The organism is Alteromonas portus, assembly GCF_005117025.1.
GTDB classification, from domain to species: Bacteria; Pseudomonadota; Gammaproteobacteria; order Enterobacterales; family Alteromonadaceae; genus Alteromonas; species Alteromonas portus.
The window spans coordinates 953,595-967,135 of sequence record NZ_SWCO01000001.1; the positions used below are offsets into that span (position 1 = coordinate 953,595).

A 13,541-nucleotide genomic window follows, 5' to 3' on the forward strand; every position below is an offset into this window, starting at 1 on the left:
CTAGGCATAAAGTTTAGTCGCGCTCCGTCACTGCGTTGAAATAGGATTTTGAATGAAACAATCTACATCGGTATTGTTCGTGTGTTTGGGTAACATTTGTCGCTCTCCAACCGCAGAAGCCGTGTTCAAACACAAGGCTGCACAAGCCGGATTAAATATAGAAATCGATTCAGCAGGAACCCACGGCTATCACATTGGCAACCCGCCCGACAAGCGTTCGCAAGCCGCAGGCGTAGAGCGAGGTTACAGTTTCAAAGGGCTAAAATGCCGACGCGTGGATGAAAGCGACTTTGAACGATTTGATTTCATTCTTGCCATGGACAACAGCAACCTTGCTAATTTGCACGGTATGTCGCCTAGCCAGTACCACGATAAAATTAAGCTGTTTCTTGATTTTGCAAATGCAGACGATAAAGAAGTACCTGATCCATATTATGGCGGCAAGCGCGGCTTTGAGCTGGTGTTAGATCTTATTGAAGAAGCGTCGGACGGTTTGATTGCGCATATTAAGCAAACCCAACAACAATAAACGCAAGTCATATTCATAAATCATCTCGAGAGCCCACGTTGAGAATCCATATTGACAATGACAGGAACTAAACGCACCGCCGTCACTTTGGTTGTAATTACAGTACTTTTGTCACTCGTTATAGGTGTGGTAGGTATTGTTGGCGTGACAGGGCTGTCCGATACGGCGGCTGAACTAAAACAGCATATTATTGTTCAGCTTCAAATTCCGCTTCTTCTTACTGCGTTTTTAGTAGGGGCGGCACTGTCTACAAGTGGCGCTACCTTGCAAGTAGTGCTGCGAAATCCCTTGGCAGACCCGGGAATCATTGGCATTACGAGTGGCGCAAGCTTGGTTGCTGCGCTTTTGCTGCTGCTAACCCCACAATGGGCTACAGCATACCTACACTATTTGCTGCCTTTGGGTTGTTTTATCGGTGCGTTGTTATCTACATTTATCATTTATCGCCTAGCCAGAAAACTGCTGGGCTCCTCTACGGCTGTTATCCTTGCTGGTATTGCCATCTCTACCCTTAGCGGCGCTATTATCGCTTGGCTTTACATGTTCAGCGACGCTAATGCCCTTCGCAATCTTACTTTCTGGTTAATGGGTAGCTTGTACCAAACTAACTGGTTAATTTTGTCAGTAGGCGGCCCGTTAATCGCTGTTGCTGTCGCATTACAGCTTTATTTCGCTGGCGATTTAAACAAGCTTTATGCTGGCGAACTTGCAGCGAAGAGTAGCGGTGTGGATGTGGATAAACTCACTGAACGCTCACTCATTGTTTGTGCAATTGCTGTAGGCGCTGCGGTGTCTATGGCTGGTTCAATTGCTTTTGTGGGTTTATTAGTACCGCATATCTTACGTTTGATCATAGGGCATAATAATCGCTATTTGTTGCCGCTAAGTGCGCTAAGTGGTGCAAGTCTATTAATGCTGGTTGCGTTAAGCTCTGAAGTGACCCGTGTCATTACGCTTCCGGTGTCTATGGTAACGGCTACGTTAGGCGGTCCATTATTAATTTGGGCATTAGCAAAAGGTCAAATAAAAGGGTAGTGGAGGGTAATAAAATGACGACAAAAAATAGTACTACCCACCAACGCCCGGTTTCGACCAGCGATGTAAAAATAAATACAAGTGACCATGCCGCTCTTGGTGTGAACCCAAAGCAAAACATCAGCAGTAAAAATGGTGTAGCAGAAAGCCTGAGCGCAGCTGATGGCCCAAGCGAAGCGGATAGCAATGGCCCAGCAGATAGCAATAGCTTAGCAGATAGCCATACCGTTTTAAGCTTGCAGCATGTAAAAGTGGCATCGCGACTTTGGGTGGAAGATTTACATGCAAAAAAAGGCGAGTGCATTCACATCATAGGGCCAAATGGTGCAGGGAAATCCACGCTATTGCTTACCCTTGCGGGCCTTATTGAAACTGATGAAGGCACCGTCATGCTGCTAGGTAAACCAATGAGCAATTGGTCGTTGGCAACACTTGCGAGCGTGCGCACCTTATTAGCGCAACAAAGCGAAAGTAGTTTTCACTTGTCGGTAAAAGAATACTTAAGCTTTTATGCAGCAGCCGAGCGAGATGTGCTTATTCCTGCGGTTTTGGAAAAAGCCCTTGAGGTGTCGGGTTTCTTGAACAAAATTCTCACTCAGCTTTCTGGCGGCGAACGTCAGCGAGTAGAAATTTGTCGTTCGCTTTTACAAATTTGGCCACAATTAGAGCGCGGAGAGGGTATAGCCCTATTAGATGAGCCGTTGCAAGGACTTGATATAAGACATCAGTATGCACTGGCTAGTTTGGTAAAATTCCTTTGCGAAAAAGGGAATACCATTCTTATGACCTCTCATGACATCGCACTTAGCGCTAACTACTGCGATAGTCTATGGTTATTGCAAAAAGGTCGTATGGTCGCAATGGGTGAGCCGAGAGATGTAGCAACTCAGGCAAACCTTGAGAAAGTGTTTGAATGCCATTTTGCTATAAGCAAGCACGATAACTTTCTAGAAATTCAAGTTTGCGCACCTATTTCCTTAGAATAAATGTGGTAAAGTGCCCCCAGCATTTTTTAGATTCATATTTTCACATTAGGCTGATTAGAAAAAAGCGTTACGGACACATCGTAAAGCGCGCTACAGTCTTTTTATTCGAAGCGTAAAGCTTCAAAATAGATATTTTCAGTAAAACGTTTGCCCTACGTTTTTTATTCAGGAGAACACCGTTGAGTAATTGGCAAGTAGACAGTTGGAGAAATAAACCTATTCTTCAGCAACCAGAGTACGATGACAAAGTACGTTTAAAAGAAGTAGAGCAAACACTGAGTTCTTACCCTCCACTTGTATTTGCTGCTGAAGCCCGCGAGCTTAGACGCCAACTAGGCGAAGTCAGCTTGGGTAAGGGGTTTCTTTTACAGGGTGGTGACTGCGCCGAGTCGTTTGATGAATTTAACGCACCTAAAATTCGCGATACTTTTAAAGTTATTCTTCAAATGGCCATTGTGCTTACCTTTGCTGGTCGTTGCCCGGTAACTAAGGTTGCTCGTATGGCAGGCCAGTACGCCAAGCCACGTTCATCAGATTTTGAAACCCGCGATGGCGTGACTTTGCCAAGCTATCGTGGCGATATCATCAATAACTTTGAATTTACTGAAGCGGCCCGTCGACCAGACCCTGATCGCTTGTTAGAAGCGTACCATCGCAGTGCATCAACGTTGAACCTTCTTCGCGCATTTGCGCAAGGCGGTTTGGCCGACCTTCATGAAGTTAACCGCTGGAATATGGCGTTTGTTGAAAACAGCCCGCTTAAAGAGCGTTATTCGGATATGGCCAACCGTATTCAAGACACCCTTGAGTTTATGGATGTTATTGGCATTAACGCGCAAACCAGTTCTACCCTGCATGAAACCTCGTTGTTTACATCGCACGAAGCATTGCTATTGAACTATGAGCAGGCGCTAACACGCATCGATACCCTTACCGGTAAGCCTTACGATTGTTCGGCTCACATGGTGTGGATTGGCGAGCGTACCCGTCAACTAGACCATGCGCACGTTGAGTTTTTCCGAGGCATTCATAACCCAATTGGTGTGAAAGTGGGTCCAAGCATGCAGGAAGACGAGCTTGTTCGTTTAATTGATGCACTTAACCCGCTAAACGACCCGGGTCGCTTGACGCTTATTACGCGTATGGGCGCCGATAATTTAGCTGACAACTTGCCACGCTTATTGCGTAAAGTGAAAGCTGAAGGCAGACATGTAGTGTGGAGCTCTGACCCGATGCACGGCAACACATTCTCGGCATCTAGCGGTTATAAAACCCGTAATTTCGATGCAATTTTGAAAGAAATTAAGCAGTTCTTCCAAGCTCACGAAGCAGAAGGTACTCACGCTGGTGGTATTCACCTTGAAATGACTGGCCAGCACGTAACTGAGTGTACGGGCGGTGCTTATCAAATTAGCGATGATGATTTAGCCCAGGCTTACAAGACCCAGTGCGATCCGCGCTTGAATGCAGACCAAGTGCTTGAAATGGCATTCTTGGTGGCTGATCATTTGCGTAATGCGTAATGCGTAATGCGTAATGCGTAATGCGTAATGCGTAATGCGTACAGCCTTACGTAAATCGCGTTAATATAAAAAAACGGGCAGCGACATAATCACTGCCCGTTTTTTTATAGCAGCTTTTCTCTCTCATCCTCACTCAATATCCCGGTGAAAATAGTTTCCCTTCTCAAATTGGCGGTGCGCTCATCGTCAGCTAATAATAACGCTTTAAATACATCGGGCTGATCACGAGCCTCAATTATTCCTTTCCAAAGTAGGTAGCTGCCATAACGCATCATTTTGTTTTGATAGCGGCTTTCTAGGGTGTTTTCGGCTTGTTCAAAAAGCTCGGGGTGAGATAGTAATTTGTCAGCTATGGCGCTGTGGATTTTTTTAATGCGTTCATTTACGTCACTTCGACGTTGTTTTCTGGGTCTTGCAAACATAAATCTTCGTGTGTTTTAACTATTCAAATAAGGTGTGCGTAGTTGTATAGGAAAAGAGCGTCGGCGAACCTTCGTTTTATAGTAGCCATTTCACACTTCTCACAAATACTATTAGATGGGAGTAGTATATGAATGTGTAACCAACGAAATCACGGGTTTGTTCGTGAAAGTTGAATCAACACAATCAATCTTCGTTAAGTAGGGGCTCTACAACAGACTCCAAGCCATTTAGTTTTATTTCATACATTAAAGCAAGCTGTTCACCCAGCTTGTTTTCTGGAAAGCCTTGTTTGTGAAACCAGACTAAATAGGGTTCGGGTAAATGAAATAGGCGTCTGCCGGCGTACTTGCCAAAAGGCATCACTTGGTTAATAGCGGCTTTTATAAGTGTTGGGTCCATATATAGACTGCCTCTTACATTTATAGGGGGGAAGCTTCATCTTCACGTTGTTGCGCTTGCCATAGCGTTGCGTACTCACCGCCTTGCTCTAGCAAGTAAGTGTGTGTCCCTTCTTCTACTATAGTACCGCTTTTGAGAACAAGGATCTTGTCGGCATCAACAATTGTGGACAGTCTATGTGCAATAACTAAACTGGTATGTCCCTTAGCCGCGTCGCGAAGAGCCGCTAAAATCGCACGTTCTGACGAACTGTCTAACGAGCTAGTGGCTTCATCAAAAATCATGATGGGCGCGCCCTTAAGTAAGGCCCTTGCGATAGAAACACGCTGTTTTTCGCCACCAGACAGCTTTAGCCCCCGCTCTCCCACCGTTGTGTCCAGCTTTTCAGGCAGACTTTCAACAAATGCTTCAAGATGCGCGAGTTTAATGACATGTCTAATATCTTCATCGCTGGCATCAGGGTTACCGTAGCGAATATTCTCTAGCAAGGTAGTGTTAAACAGCACCGTATCCTGAGGCACAATACCGATGTGTGAGCGCAGGCTTTGCTGGGTAAGCGATGCGATATCTTTTCCATCAACGGTGATGTTGCCCTGTTGAGGCTCATAAAACCGAAAGAGCAGCTTCATTAACGTCGACTTACCTGCGCCGCTCTCACCTACCACGGCTACCTTGGAGCCTGGCGGTACGTCGAAGCTCAATCCGTTTAAAATTTGCCTATTTTTGTTATAAGCGAAGTGCACATTATTGAAGCGTAGCGTTGGGTTAGCGCAGGTTAACTCTGTAGCGTCTTCGGCGTCTTTAATGGCTGGAGTTTGCGAGAGGAGATCAAAAAGCTTGTCGATATTAGCAAGGCTGCCACGAATTTCACGGTATACAAACCCCAAAAAATTTAAAGGCATAAAAATCTGCATGGTGAAGGCGTTTATCAATACAAAATCGCCTATGGTCATCTCGCCATTAATAACACCGAAAGCAGCATTTGCCATCATTGATGTCATGGCGATGGCAATGATGGCCGCTTGGCCACCATTTAGCGCAAATAGCGACAAGCGGTTTTTTCTTCGGGCTTTTTCCCATGTGGCTAAATCTTTATCGTAGCGATTGGCTTCAAAGGATTCGTTGTTAAAGTATTTTACTGTTTCAAAATTTAGCAGGCTGTCTACCGCCCTAGAGTTGGTGGTCGAGTCTGCTTCATTCATCTGAGTAACAAAGCGGGTACGCCAATCTGTTGCTTTCATCGAAAAGCCAATATAGCCCACTACGCTAAGCACAATAATTAACGCGAAAGATACGCCGAACTGAAATAGGAGTAAGCCTACAACAAGGGCAATTTCTAGTAGGGTAGGGACAATATTGAACACCATAAACCGCATTAGAAAACTAACGCCGTTGGTCCCGCGCTCTATATCGCGTGACAATCCACCTGTACGTCGATTTAAATGAAAACCTAAGTCTAAGTTGTGCAAATGTTTGAAGACTTTTAGCCCAAGGCGGCGCATAGCTCGTTCTGTAACCCGACCAAAAAGCGTATCGCGCACTTCGCCAAGTAAAACATTCAGTAAGCGCAGTGTTCCATAGGCGACGATCAGGCTAATGGGAACCGCTAACGCAAGCGTGGTTACATCGCCATTTAAACTATCGACGGTGTATTTTAATACATAAGGTAGACCGATACTGGCAAGCTTTGCTGCTACCAGGCACAGTAAAGCGAGAAATACACGATGTTTGAATTCTAGAAGATAAGGCCAAAGCTGTGAAAGAACGTGCCATTTAACAGGTTCATCGACATTGGTAGGAAAACGGTTTTTTCTCATTTTACTGTGTGCTTTATTGTTTGATTTATAGTACCAAGAGCGCGAAGGTTCGGAAAAAGTTTGGCGAAAACCCTTTAGTAGGAAATAAGCAAGTTGGCTTACCAATGCTCATTCTCACCTTTTAAAATACGTTTTGAAATAGGTTAGAGATTAAAATGGTCTTATTTATAGCGACGAATGTGTTTAATTTTAGTTTCACCGCGCGTACACTAGGGGTAGTTTAATTTAGTTACCTTGTTATTTACTGAATGATTCACTGGTTTTTGTTAGTCTGAGAAGGCCGTGCATCGAGTTACAAAGCAGCACAGAATTAAGGAGTTAGTTTGTTAGAAGATAGTTTCGGTAGACAGTTTCACTATTTGCGTTTGTCAGTGACCGAAGCGTGTAACTTTCGCTGTCAATACTGTTTGCCTGACGGATATGAAGGCCCGACGAGCGATCAGTTTATGACGTTAAGCGAAATTGATACCTTGCTGAAAGCGTTCGCTAAGCTAGGTACGTCGAAAGTGCGCCTAACAGGCGGCGAACCAACGCTGCGACGAGACTTTCTTGAAATTTTACAGCTAACCAGTAACACGCCCGGTATTGAGCGTGTAGCGATGACGACACATGGAGCGCGAATGGAAAAATTTGCGCACCAGTGGAAAGAGGCAGGACTAGACCAAGTTAATGTAAGCATCGATAGCTTAGATCCTCGTCAATTTGCTGCTATAACAGGGCAAGACAAGCTTAAGGCTGTGCTACGAGGACTAGACGCAGCAATTAATGCCGGCTTAGACGTAAAAGTAAACTCTGTTTTACTTAATGATTTCTCCGATAGCCGTTTACATAGATTCCTTGCTTGGCTAAAAGATATGCCGGTAACGCTCCGATTTATAGAGCTAATGGAAACTGGCGACTTAAATCAGTTTTTTAATAAGCAGCATCAAAGCGGTACACCCCTAAAAAGTTCGCTGTTAGACATGGGCTGGCAGCCACTGTTGCGCAGAAAAGATGCCGGACCAGCGCAAGAGTTTTACCACCCCGACTACGCTGGCAAAATAGGCTTAATCATGCCTTACAGCAAAGATTTTTGTAAAACCTGTAATCGACTTCGTGTTTCTGCCCCAGGAAGGCTGCACCTATGCTTGTTTAGCGAAAACGGGATAGACATGAGACATCTTCTCGCTACCGGAAATGTGGATGAAGTGGTCGCTTTTTTACAAGAGGTGCTGGGTCAAAAACACGAAACGCACTATTTACATGAGGGTAAAACAGGGGCAACCAAGCACCTTGCCATGCTGGGAGGCTAGTTAATTGGCTCTGCGTAAAGGAAAATGTAGGGTAAAATAAATACATCGAATAAGTTTGGTTTGTTGTAAAAATGAGCTATATTCAGCGGTGTAAGTATATTAAAAATAATAATGATAAAGGAAGTATATGCATATCAAGGACAGTGCGCGTCTTTCCTACCACTATATCACCGAACAAGACGCCGACTTTTTATGGGAGCTCGACCAAGACGAGCTTGTTATGAAGTTTATTAACGGTGGCAAGAAATCTTCAAAAGAAGATATTCGGGAAATCTTTGTTCCTCGTTTTCAAGCCTACTCTAACCCAGCTCTAGGGTGGGGGCTCTGGCGCGTAGAAACGTTAGCTGAAAAAGAAAGCATTGGTTGGATTTTAGTTCGTCCCTTTGGTTTTTTTACTCAACACCCCGAAAGTGACAATATGGAACTAGGGTGGCGTTTTAAGCGCCATACGTGGGGCCAAGGCTATGCAACAGAAGCCGCACAAGCCGTGAAAGAAGCTTTGTACGATATCGGTGTTGATAAGTTTTCTGCTATTGCCAATCCGCAAAACAGCGCGTCTATCAATATTATGAAAAAGCTGGGCATGACGTTTAGTCATGAGCTTGAATATAAAGACAAACTCTATCACGAAACCGTTGTGGTTTATTCTAACTAATCAAGCAAGCAAAGCTACGTGGGGTATAACTGGCGCTATCACTCGTTATTAAGAATGGTTTTTACGTTCTCGTAGCGAGAATATTGCTCTTCAGACAAGGCTGCTGACTCTAGTGTCTCTCTACACTTTTTGATGGCTGATAGGGTATCGGGAAGCATAGGAGCGTTCGCCTTTCTTGCTCTAACAATAGCTTGAAGATAGTTGAGCGCAATAGAGGGGTTTTTAGGCATAACGCGGAAAGCCTGAGAAAATGTGGTATAGGATTGTTCTAAATTACCTCGTTTATACTGAGCTACAGCTGTGTTGTTGAGTACTTTGGGGCTGAGTGAAATCGCTTCTTTTTCTGCTTTCTCTTGTTTTAAGTAAGTAGTCATAAGGTCCAATTCATCGCCCCCCTTATCCTGCCTGGATGATATGGCGTCCAAAATTGTAACAGACTCTTTCTTCATCCCCACTTCGTGAAGGGCTTTCGCTCTATCAAGCAGTGCTTCTGTTGAGTGATGTTGGGCATGGTCGGTGTGAAAATCGGATAACAGCATCTGTGCTTTTGCTGTATCGTCTTTCAAATAGTGAAGACGAGCGTCAATAACGGTCAGTTCATCGTTTAGCACCGCTTTAGGGTGAGCCTTTTTCAACTGTCGTAAATACTCTTTGGTTTGTTTAACGATGTTGTTTACGTGCTCGGGCTCAGATGTCATCGCAAAATCAACACCTGCGCGGGCTGCAGTGAGATAAATATCAGGTTTATCGTGGATACTATGCTTTGCGTAGCGCACCACCTTTTTTGCACTGTTAAACTGGCTCTCATAGTCATGTGTGATACGTGCTAAATTTATAGCGAGTTGATGTCGAGTGATGTTCTGAGGAGAAATGCTACATGCCAACGAGGTACACTCTAGCGCATCGTCAAAAGCCGATTGCTTAATTTGCAATTTGGCGAGTAAATCGTAAGCTTCAAGCGCAGAGTCGGGTCTCATGGCTAATTGGATGATTTCCCTTTCTGCATCATCAAACTCATTAAGGGCTAACAAACTTTTCGCGATCCCCATTTTTGCCCAGCTAAAATCTTGAACGTTAATTATCGATTCAAAGAAGGCTACTGCTTCTTGATACCTTTCGGTGATGATAAATAAATCGCCTTTAATCTTCATTGCCAGCGGAAAGTGCTCAGCATGCTCAGGCTGTAACAAAAAAAACTCAACTTCGGCCAGGGCTTTTTCGTAGTCCTGTCTGTCCATAAACGCGTAAATATTCTTAAGCGCTTTCTTTCTGGCTAAAACTCTGGAAAGTCGACGGTCTAATTCGTTCACCGAAAAGGGCTTGGCAATAAATTCGTCGGGCTGTAATTCGATAATGGCATGGACGACATCTGCTGACGTATCTGCGCTGGTAAAGATAAACGCGCTGGTAAGGGGCAACGAGTGAGAATCGTTTAGTTGCTCAAGTAAAAAATAACCACCTTGCTCAGAGCGTAAATTATAAGAGCAAATAACGGCATCATAATTGTGTTCTTGCAGAGCTGAAAGGGCATGAGAGGGTCTATCGACATAGTCCATATTCTTGAAACCTAACTGCTCAAGCGCGTAGTGCATGTGACTTTTAGCCAGCACCTGATCTTCAGCAATTAACAACTTAGTATTTCTAGCTAAGTGTAGTTTCATTAAATATTAGCCTTCAGGACATTAACGTTTTCGCCTTTTCTTTACCATACCACGGTATTTACTTCTTAAGTATAGCCCTTTCTGAAGACTATCGCATAATGGCGGCAGCTTGTAGCTGAATACTGGTACAGGTTATAAGAACAAAATGAAGGTTTTATCGAGGGACTAGTGGACTAAACTTACACGATAAGAGTCTAAGCAACGTTAGCTTATTGTTTTTCTGGAAATTAATTTTTTGAAAGAGTGGTGGACGCTACTGGGCTTGAACCAGTGACCCTCGCCTTGTAAGGGCGATGCTCTCCCAACTGAGCTAAGCGTCCATATTGTTGATTTCACTGTTTATCCACTGTGAGGAAGTGGTGGACGCTACTGGGCTTGAACCAGTGACCCTCGCCTTGTAAGGGCGATGCTCTCCCAACTGAGCTAAGCGTCCATATTATTGATTTCACTGTTTATCCACTGTGAGGAAGTGGTGGACGCTACTGGGCTTGAACCAGTGACCCTCGCCTTGTAAGGGCGATGCTCTCCCAACTGAGCTAAGCGTCCGCATTGTTGATTTCACTGTTTAACCACTGTGAAGAAGTGGTGGACGCTACTGGGCTTGAACCAGTGACCCTCGCCTTGTAAGGGCGATGCTCTCCCAACTGAGCTAAGCGTCCATATTTCTTTAAAGCTTGCCTAAGCAAGTGGGGCGGTATTATAGAGTCGGTTCCGTTAGTGTCAACAATAAAATTAAAGAAAAATGACTGTGTGCCCGAATTTTAGACACTCTGACTGCATCTTAACTAAATTGATGAAAAGAACAGCGTTTTTTAATGTCGTTTTGAATTCTTATATCCAAAAACTACAACGTGTTTTTTTCGAGTCGGTTGGAATTGGACAGACACTTACTTCTTCCTAATATTTTAGTGGACAGACACTTATTCAGCTCGACCGAAATAAGTGAACGCGGAAGTGCATAGTGGACACACACTCATTCATTTTAAAGAAGAAGTGGCAAGCTAGGTGGAAGCGCAAAGTGGACACCCGCTCAGTTTTTCCAGTTGAGCGCTAGTAAAGCTAATCAAATAAAAGCGGTTCTTATATTTATACTTCTATTACCAAGTGGGTTGTCAATTAAAAAACACAATGAAAAAACAAAGGATAGAGAAGAAGAAAGGACTGGCGCTCATGTCAGCCAGATAGTGTTCGTGAAGAATCTTTCTTATTCAAACCACCGGTTCTTTTTGGACACCCACTTACTTTTCCAGCAATAGCTCGTTCCGGCAATCTTTGAACGAGGGACTGTTATGTAATCCGCCTGAGTGTGTGTCCACTTCAGCAAAAAAATATCTAAAAAGTGAGTTTCAACAAAATGTGTCTGTCCACTTTCTTTTTCCTTCTATTCTTATCCTACTTTTGAAGTAGCGCTTACACTGGTAGAATGCGCCCAACTTTAGAAATACATTAACAATAGAGAGTGACCATGTCGGTTGTTACACGATTTGCACCCAGCCCAACAGGCTACCTTCACGTCGGCGGCGCACGAACTGCGCTTTATTCTTGGCTTCTTGCTAAAAGCAAAGGCGGCGAGTTTGTTCTTCGCATTGAAGATACAGATATCGAGCGTTCAACTGAAGAAGCTAAGCAGGCCATTCTAGACGGAATGCAATGGTTAGGTTTAACGTGGGATACGGGTCCGATTTATCAGACTGAGCGTTTCGATAGATATAAAGAACTTATCCAGCAGCTTTTGGATGAAGGTAAAGCGTATAAATGCTTTATGAGCTCTGAAGAGTTGGATGCGATTCGTGAAGCGCAAAAAGAACGTGGTGAGAAGCCTCGTTACCCAGGTACGTGGAGAGACCGAACGGATCACCCAGAAGGTCAGCCTTTTGTTATCCGCTTCAAAAACCCTCTAGAAGGCAAAGTGGTAATTAATGATCACGTTCGCGGAAAAATCGAGATTAGCAATACTGAGCTAGACGATCTTATTATTCAGCGCTCTGACGGTACCCCTACGTATAACTTCTGTGTAGTTGTTGATGATTGGGATATGGGTATTACTCACGTAGTTCGTGGTGAAGACCATATTAATAACACGCCACGTCAAATCAATATTCTTGAAGCGCTTGGCGCACCTGTTCCAGAGTATGCTCACGTTTCTATGATTTTGGGTGATGACGGCAAGAAGTTATCAAAGCGCCACGGTGCAGTAAGTGTAATGCAATATCGCGATGACGGTTTCTTACCGCAAGCTGTGCTTAATTACCTTGTAAGGTTGGGGTGGTCTCACGGTGACCAAGAAATTTTCTCAATTGATGAAATGATTGAGAAATTCAGTTTAGATGCCATTGGGCAATCTGCATCTGCATTTAACACAGAAAAGCTCATCTGGTTGAATCAACACTACATTAAGACATTACCAGCAAGTGAAGTTGCGTCACACGCTAAATGGCACTTTGAAGAGTTGAATGTTGATTTAACGACAGGCCCAGCGCTTGAATCTATTATCGCTATTCAGGCCGATAGAGTAAAAACGCTTAAAGAACTAGCTGAGATTTCTACGTACTTTTATCAAGACTATGAAGATTTTGATGCGAACGCAGCGAAAAAACACCTTCGCCCAGTCGCTCGCGGCCCGTTAGAGCTTGCTAAAGATAAATTAATGGCAATTGAAGAGTGGAACCCGGAAAATATTCAGGCTGCTATAAACAGTACAGCCGAAGAATTGGAAGTAGGCATGGGGAAAGTAGGTATGCCGCTGCGTGTAGCTGTGACAGGTGGTGGTAATTCACCGTCATTAGATATCACGTTGAATCTTATCTCAAAAGAGAAAATTGGCGAGAGAATCGACAAAGCGCTTACTTTTATAGCAAACAGAGAAAATTCATAAAAAAAGCGTTGACATGACAGGGGGGGATGCCTAGAATGCGCCCCGCTGTCACGGAACAGTCACACAAAATGACTGGTACCATGATGGGGCCATAGCTCAGCTGGGAGAGCGCCTGCATGGCATGCAGGAGGTCGGCGGTTCGATCCCGCCTGGCTCCACCAAGTCACATTGAGATGTGGTTTGATATAGGCTGAAGTTGTTAACGCAGCTTCGGACTGAAAAATTCGAAAATTTAGTTTCGAAGAAAGAATTCAGTCCCCTTCGTCTAGAGGCCTAGGACACCGCCCTTTCACGGCGGTAACAGGGGTTCGAATCCCCTAGGGGACGCCATTTTATCGCGTCACAG

At 44.3% G+C, this 13,541-nt stretch carries 11 protein-coding genes and 6 tRNA genes; 9 read left to right on the forward strand and 8 right to left on the reverse strand.

Annotated features, from left to right (window positions below; genetic code table 11):
- Nucleotides 1-52: 52 nt before the first annotated feature.
- The 4 genes from E5672_RS03985 to E5672_RS04000 all read left to right on the forward strand — a co-directional run bounded on the left by E5672_RS03985 (nucleotide 53) and on the right by E5672_RS04000 (nucleotide 4,073).
- Nucleotides 53-529, forward strand: coding sequence for a low molecular weight protein-tyrosine-phosphatase (locus E5672_RS03985; RefSeq protein ID WP_014948910.1), 477 nt, complete (start codon nucleotides 53-55; stop codon nucleotides 527-529).
- 57 nt (nucleotides 530-586) lie between these two features.
- Nucleotides 587-1,564, forward strand: a complete 978-nt coding sequence (locus E5672_RS03990; RefSeq protein ID WP_136781003.1) for a FecCD family ABC transporter permease — start codon at nucleotides 587-589, stop codon at nucleotides 1,562-1,564.
- Nucleotides 1,565-1,578: 14 nt separating this feature from the next.
- On the forward strand, nucleotides 1,579-2,550 hold the full coding sequence (locus tag E5672_RS03995; protein ID WP_136781004.1) for an ABC transporter ATP-binding protein: 972 nt from the start codon (nucleotides 1,579-1,581) through the stop codon (nucleotides 2,548-2,550).
- Nucleotides 2,551-2,729: 179 nt separating this feature from the next.
- Complete coding sequence (locus E5672_RS04000; RefSeq protein WP_136781005.1) at nucleotides 2,730-4,073, forward strand: class II 3-deoxy-7-phosphoheptulonate synthase; 1,344 nt, start codon at nucleotides 2,730-2,732, stop codon at nucleotides 4,071-4,073.
- Between the two features lie 104 nt (nucleotides 4,074-4,177).
- On the opposite strand, the gene E5672_RS04005 is transcribed toward E5672_RS04000, so the two are convergent.
- From E5672_RS04005 to E5672_RS04015, 3 genes are all read right to left on the reverse strand, one after another.
- The gene (locus E5672_RS04005; protein ID WP_136781006.1) at nucleotides 4,178-4,495 is read right to left on the reverse strand and encodes a hypothetical protein; all 318 of its coding nucleotides are present in this window, start codon (nucleotides 4,493-4,495) and stop codon (nucleotides 4,178-4,180) included.
- Nucleotides 4,496-4,679: 184 nt separating this feature from the next.
- Nucleotides 4,680-4,895, reverse strand: coding sequence for a DUF3820 family protein (locus E5672_RS04010; RefSeq protein WP_136781007.1), 216 nt, complete (start codon nucleotides 4,893-4,895; stop codon nucleotides 4,680-4,682).
- A gap of 20 nt (nucleotides 4,896-4,915) precedes the next feature.
- Nucleotides 4,916-6,712 carry an ABCB family ABC transporter ATP-binding protein/permease gene (locus E5672_RS04015; protein WP_136781008.1) on the reverse strand — a complete coding sequence of 599 codons (1,797 nt, stop codon included), beginning with the start codon at nucleotides 6,710-6,712 and terminating at the stop codon, nucleotides 4,916-4,918.
- Between the two features lie 323 nt (nucleotides 6,713-7,035).
- On the opposite strand from E5672_RS04015, the gene moaA reads away from it, so the two are divergent.
- Together moaA and E5672_RS04025 are read left to right on the forward strand one after the other, a co-directional pair.
- Entirely contained in the window at nucleotides 7,036-8,004 is a 969-nt protein-coding gene (gene moaA, locus E5672_RS04020; RefSeq protein WP_136781009.1) for a GTP 3',8-cyclase MoaA, read from the forward strand.
- A 127-nt stretch (nucleotides 8,005-8,131) separates the two neighbouring features.
- On the forward strand, nucleotides 8,132-8,659 hold the full coding sequence (locus E5672_RS04025) for a GNAT family N-acetyltransferase (RefSeq protein WP_136781010.1): 528 nt from the start codon (nucleotides 8,132-8,134) through the stop codon (nucleotides 8,657-8,659).
- A 38-nt stretch (nucleotides 8,660-8,697) separates the two neighbouring features.
- Here the strand turns inward: E5672_RS04025 and E5672_RS04030 are convergent, their stop codons facing one another.
- The 5 genes from E5672_RS04030 to E5672_RS04050 all read right to left on the reverse strand — a co-directional run bounded on the left by E5672_RS04030 (nucleotide 8,698) and on the right by E5672_RS04050 (nucleotide 10,979).
- Complete coding sequence (locus tag E5672_RS04030; protein ID WP_136781011.1) at nucleotides 8,698-10,320, reverse strand: response regulator; 1,623 nt, start codon at nucleotides 10,318-10,320, stop codon at nucleotides 8,698-8,700.
- Nucleotides 10,321-10,564: 244 nt separating this feature from the next.
- Nucleotides 10,565-10,640 (reverse strand) — tRNA-Val (locus E5672_RS04035).
- A 37-nt stretch (nucleotides 10,641-10,677) separates the two neighbouring features.
- A tRNA-Val gene (locus tag E5672_RS04040) sits at nucleotides 10,678-10,753 on the reverse strand.
- 37 nt (nucleotides 10,754-10,790) lie between these two features.
- Nucleotides 10,791-10,866: transfer RNA gene (locus tag E5672_RS04045), tRNA-Val, on the reverse strand.
- A gap of 37 nt (nucleotides 10,867-10,903) precedes the next feature.
- A tRNA-Val gene (locus E5672_RS04050) sits at nucleotides 10,904-10,979 on the reverse strand.
- Between the two features lie 806 nt (nucleotides 10,980-11,785).
- Here E5672_RS04050 and gltX point away from each other — a divergent pair.
- The 3 genes from gltX to E5672_RS04065 all read left to right on the forward strand — a co-directional run bounded on the left by gltX (nucleotide 11,786) and on the right by E5672_RS04065 (nucleotide 13,525).
- Nucleotides 11,786-13,195, forward strand: coding sequence for a glutamate--tRNA ligase (gene gltX / locus E5672_RS04055; protein ID WP_136781012.1), 1,410 nt, complete (start codon nucleotides 11,786-11,788; stop codon nucleotides 13,193-13,195).
- Nucleotides 13,196-13,280: 85 nt separating this feature from the next.
- Nucleotides 13,281-13,356: transfer RNA gene (locus E5672_RS04060), tRNA-Ala, on the forward strand.
- A gap of 93 nt (nucleotides 13,357-13,449) precedes the next feature.
- A tRNA-Glu gene (locus E5672_RS04065) sits at nucleotides 13,450-13,525 on the forward strand.
- Nucleotides 13,526-13,541: the final 16 nt, after the last annotated feature.

Excerpts from the sequence above, each read along its gene's own strand:
- E5672_RS03985 (WP_014948910.1), top strand. The coding sequence starts at position 53 with ATGAAACAATCTACATCGGTATTGTTCGTGTGTTTGGGTAACATTTGT.
- E5672_RS03990 (WP_136781003.1), top strand. The coding sequence starts at position 587 with ATGACAGGAACTAAACGCACCGCCGTCACTTTGGTTGTAATTACAGTA.
- E5672_RS03995 (WP_136781004.1), top strand. The coding sequence starts at position 1,579 with ATGACGACAAAAAATAGTACTACCCACCAACGCCCGGTTTCGACCAGC.
- E5672_RS04005 (WP_136781006.1), bottom strand. The coding sequence starts at position 4,495 with ATGTTTGCAAGACCCAGAAAACAACGTCGAAGTGACGTAAATGAACGC.
- E5672_RS04010 (WP_136781007.1), bottom strand. The coding sequence starts at position 4,895 with ATGGACCCAACACTTATAAAAGCCGCTATTAACCAAGTGATGCCTTTT.
- E5672_RS04015 (WP_136781008.1), bottom strand. The coding sequence starts at position 6,712 with ATGAGAAAAAACCGTTTTCCTACCAATGTCGATGAACCTGTTAAATGG.
- E5672_RS04025 (WP_136781010.1), top strand. The coding sequence starts at position 8,132 with ATGCATATCAAGGACAGTGCGCGTCTTTCCTACCACTATATCACCGAA.
- E5672_RS04030 (WP_136781011.1), bottom strand. The coding sequence starts at position 10,320 with ATGAAACTACACTTAGCTAGAAATACTAAGTTGTTAATTGCTGAAGAT.
- gltX (WP_136781012.1), top strand. The coding sequence starts at position 11,786 with ATGTCGGTTGTTACACGATTTGCACCCAGCCCAACAGGCTACCTTCAC.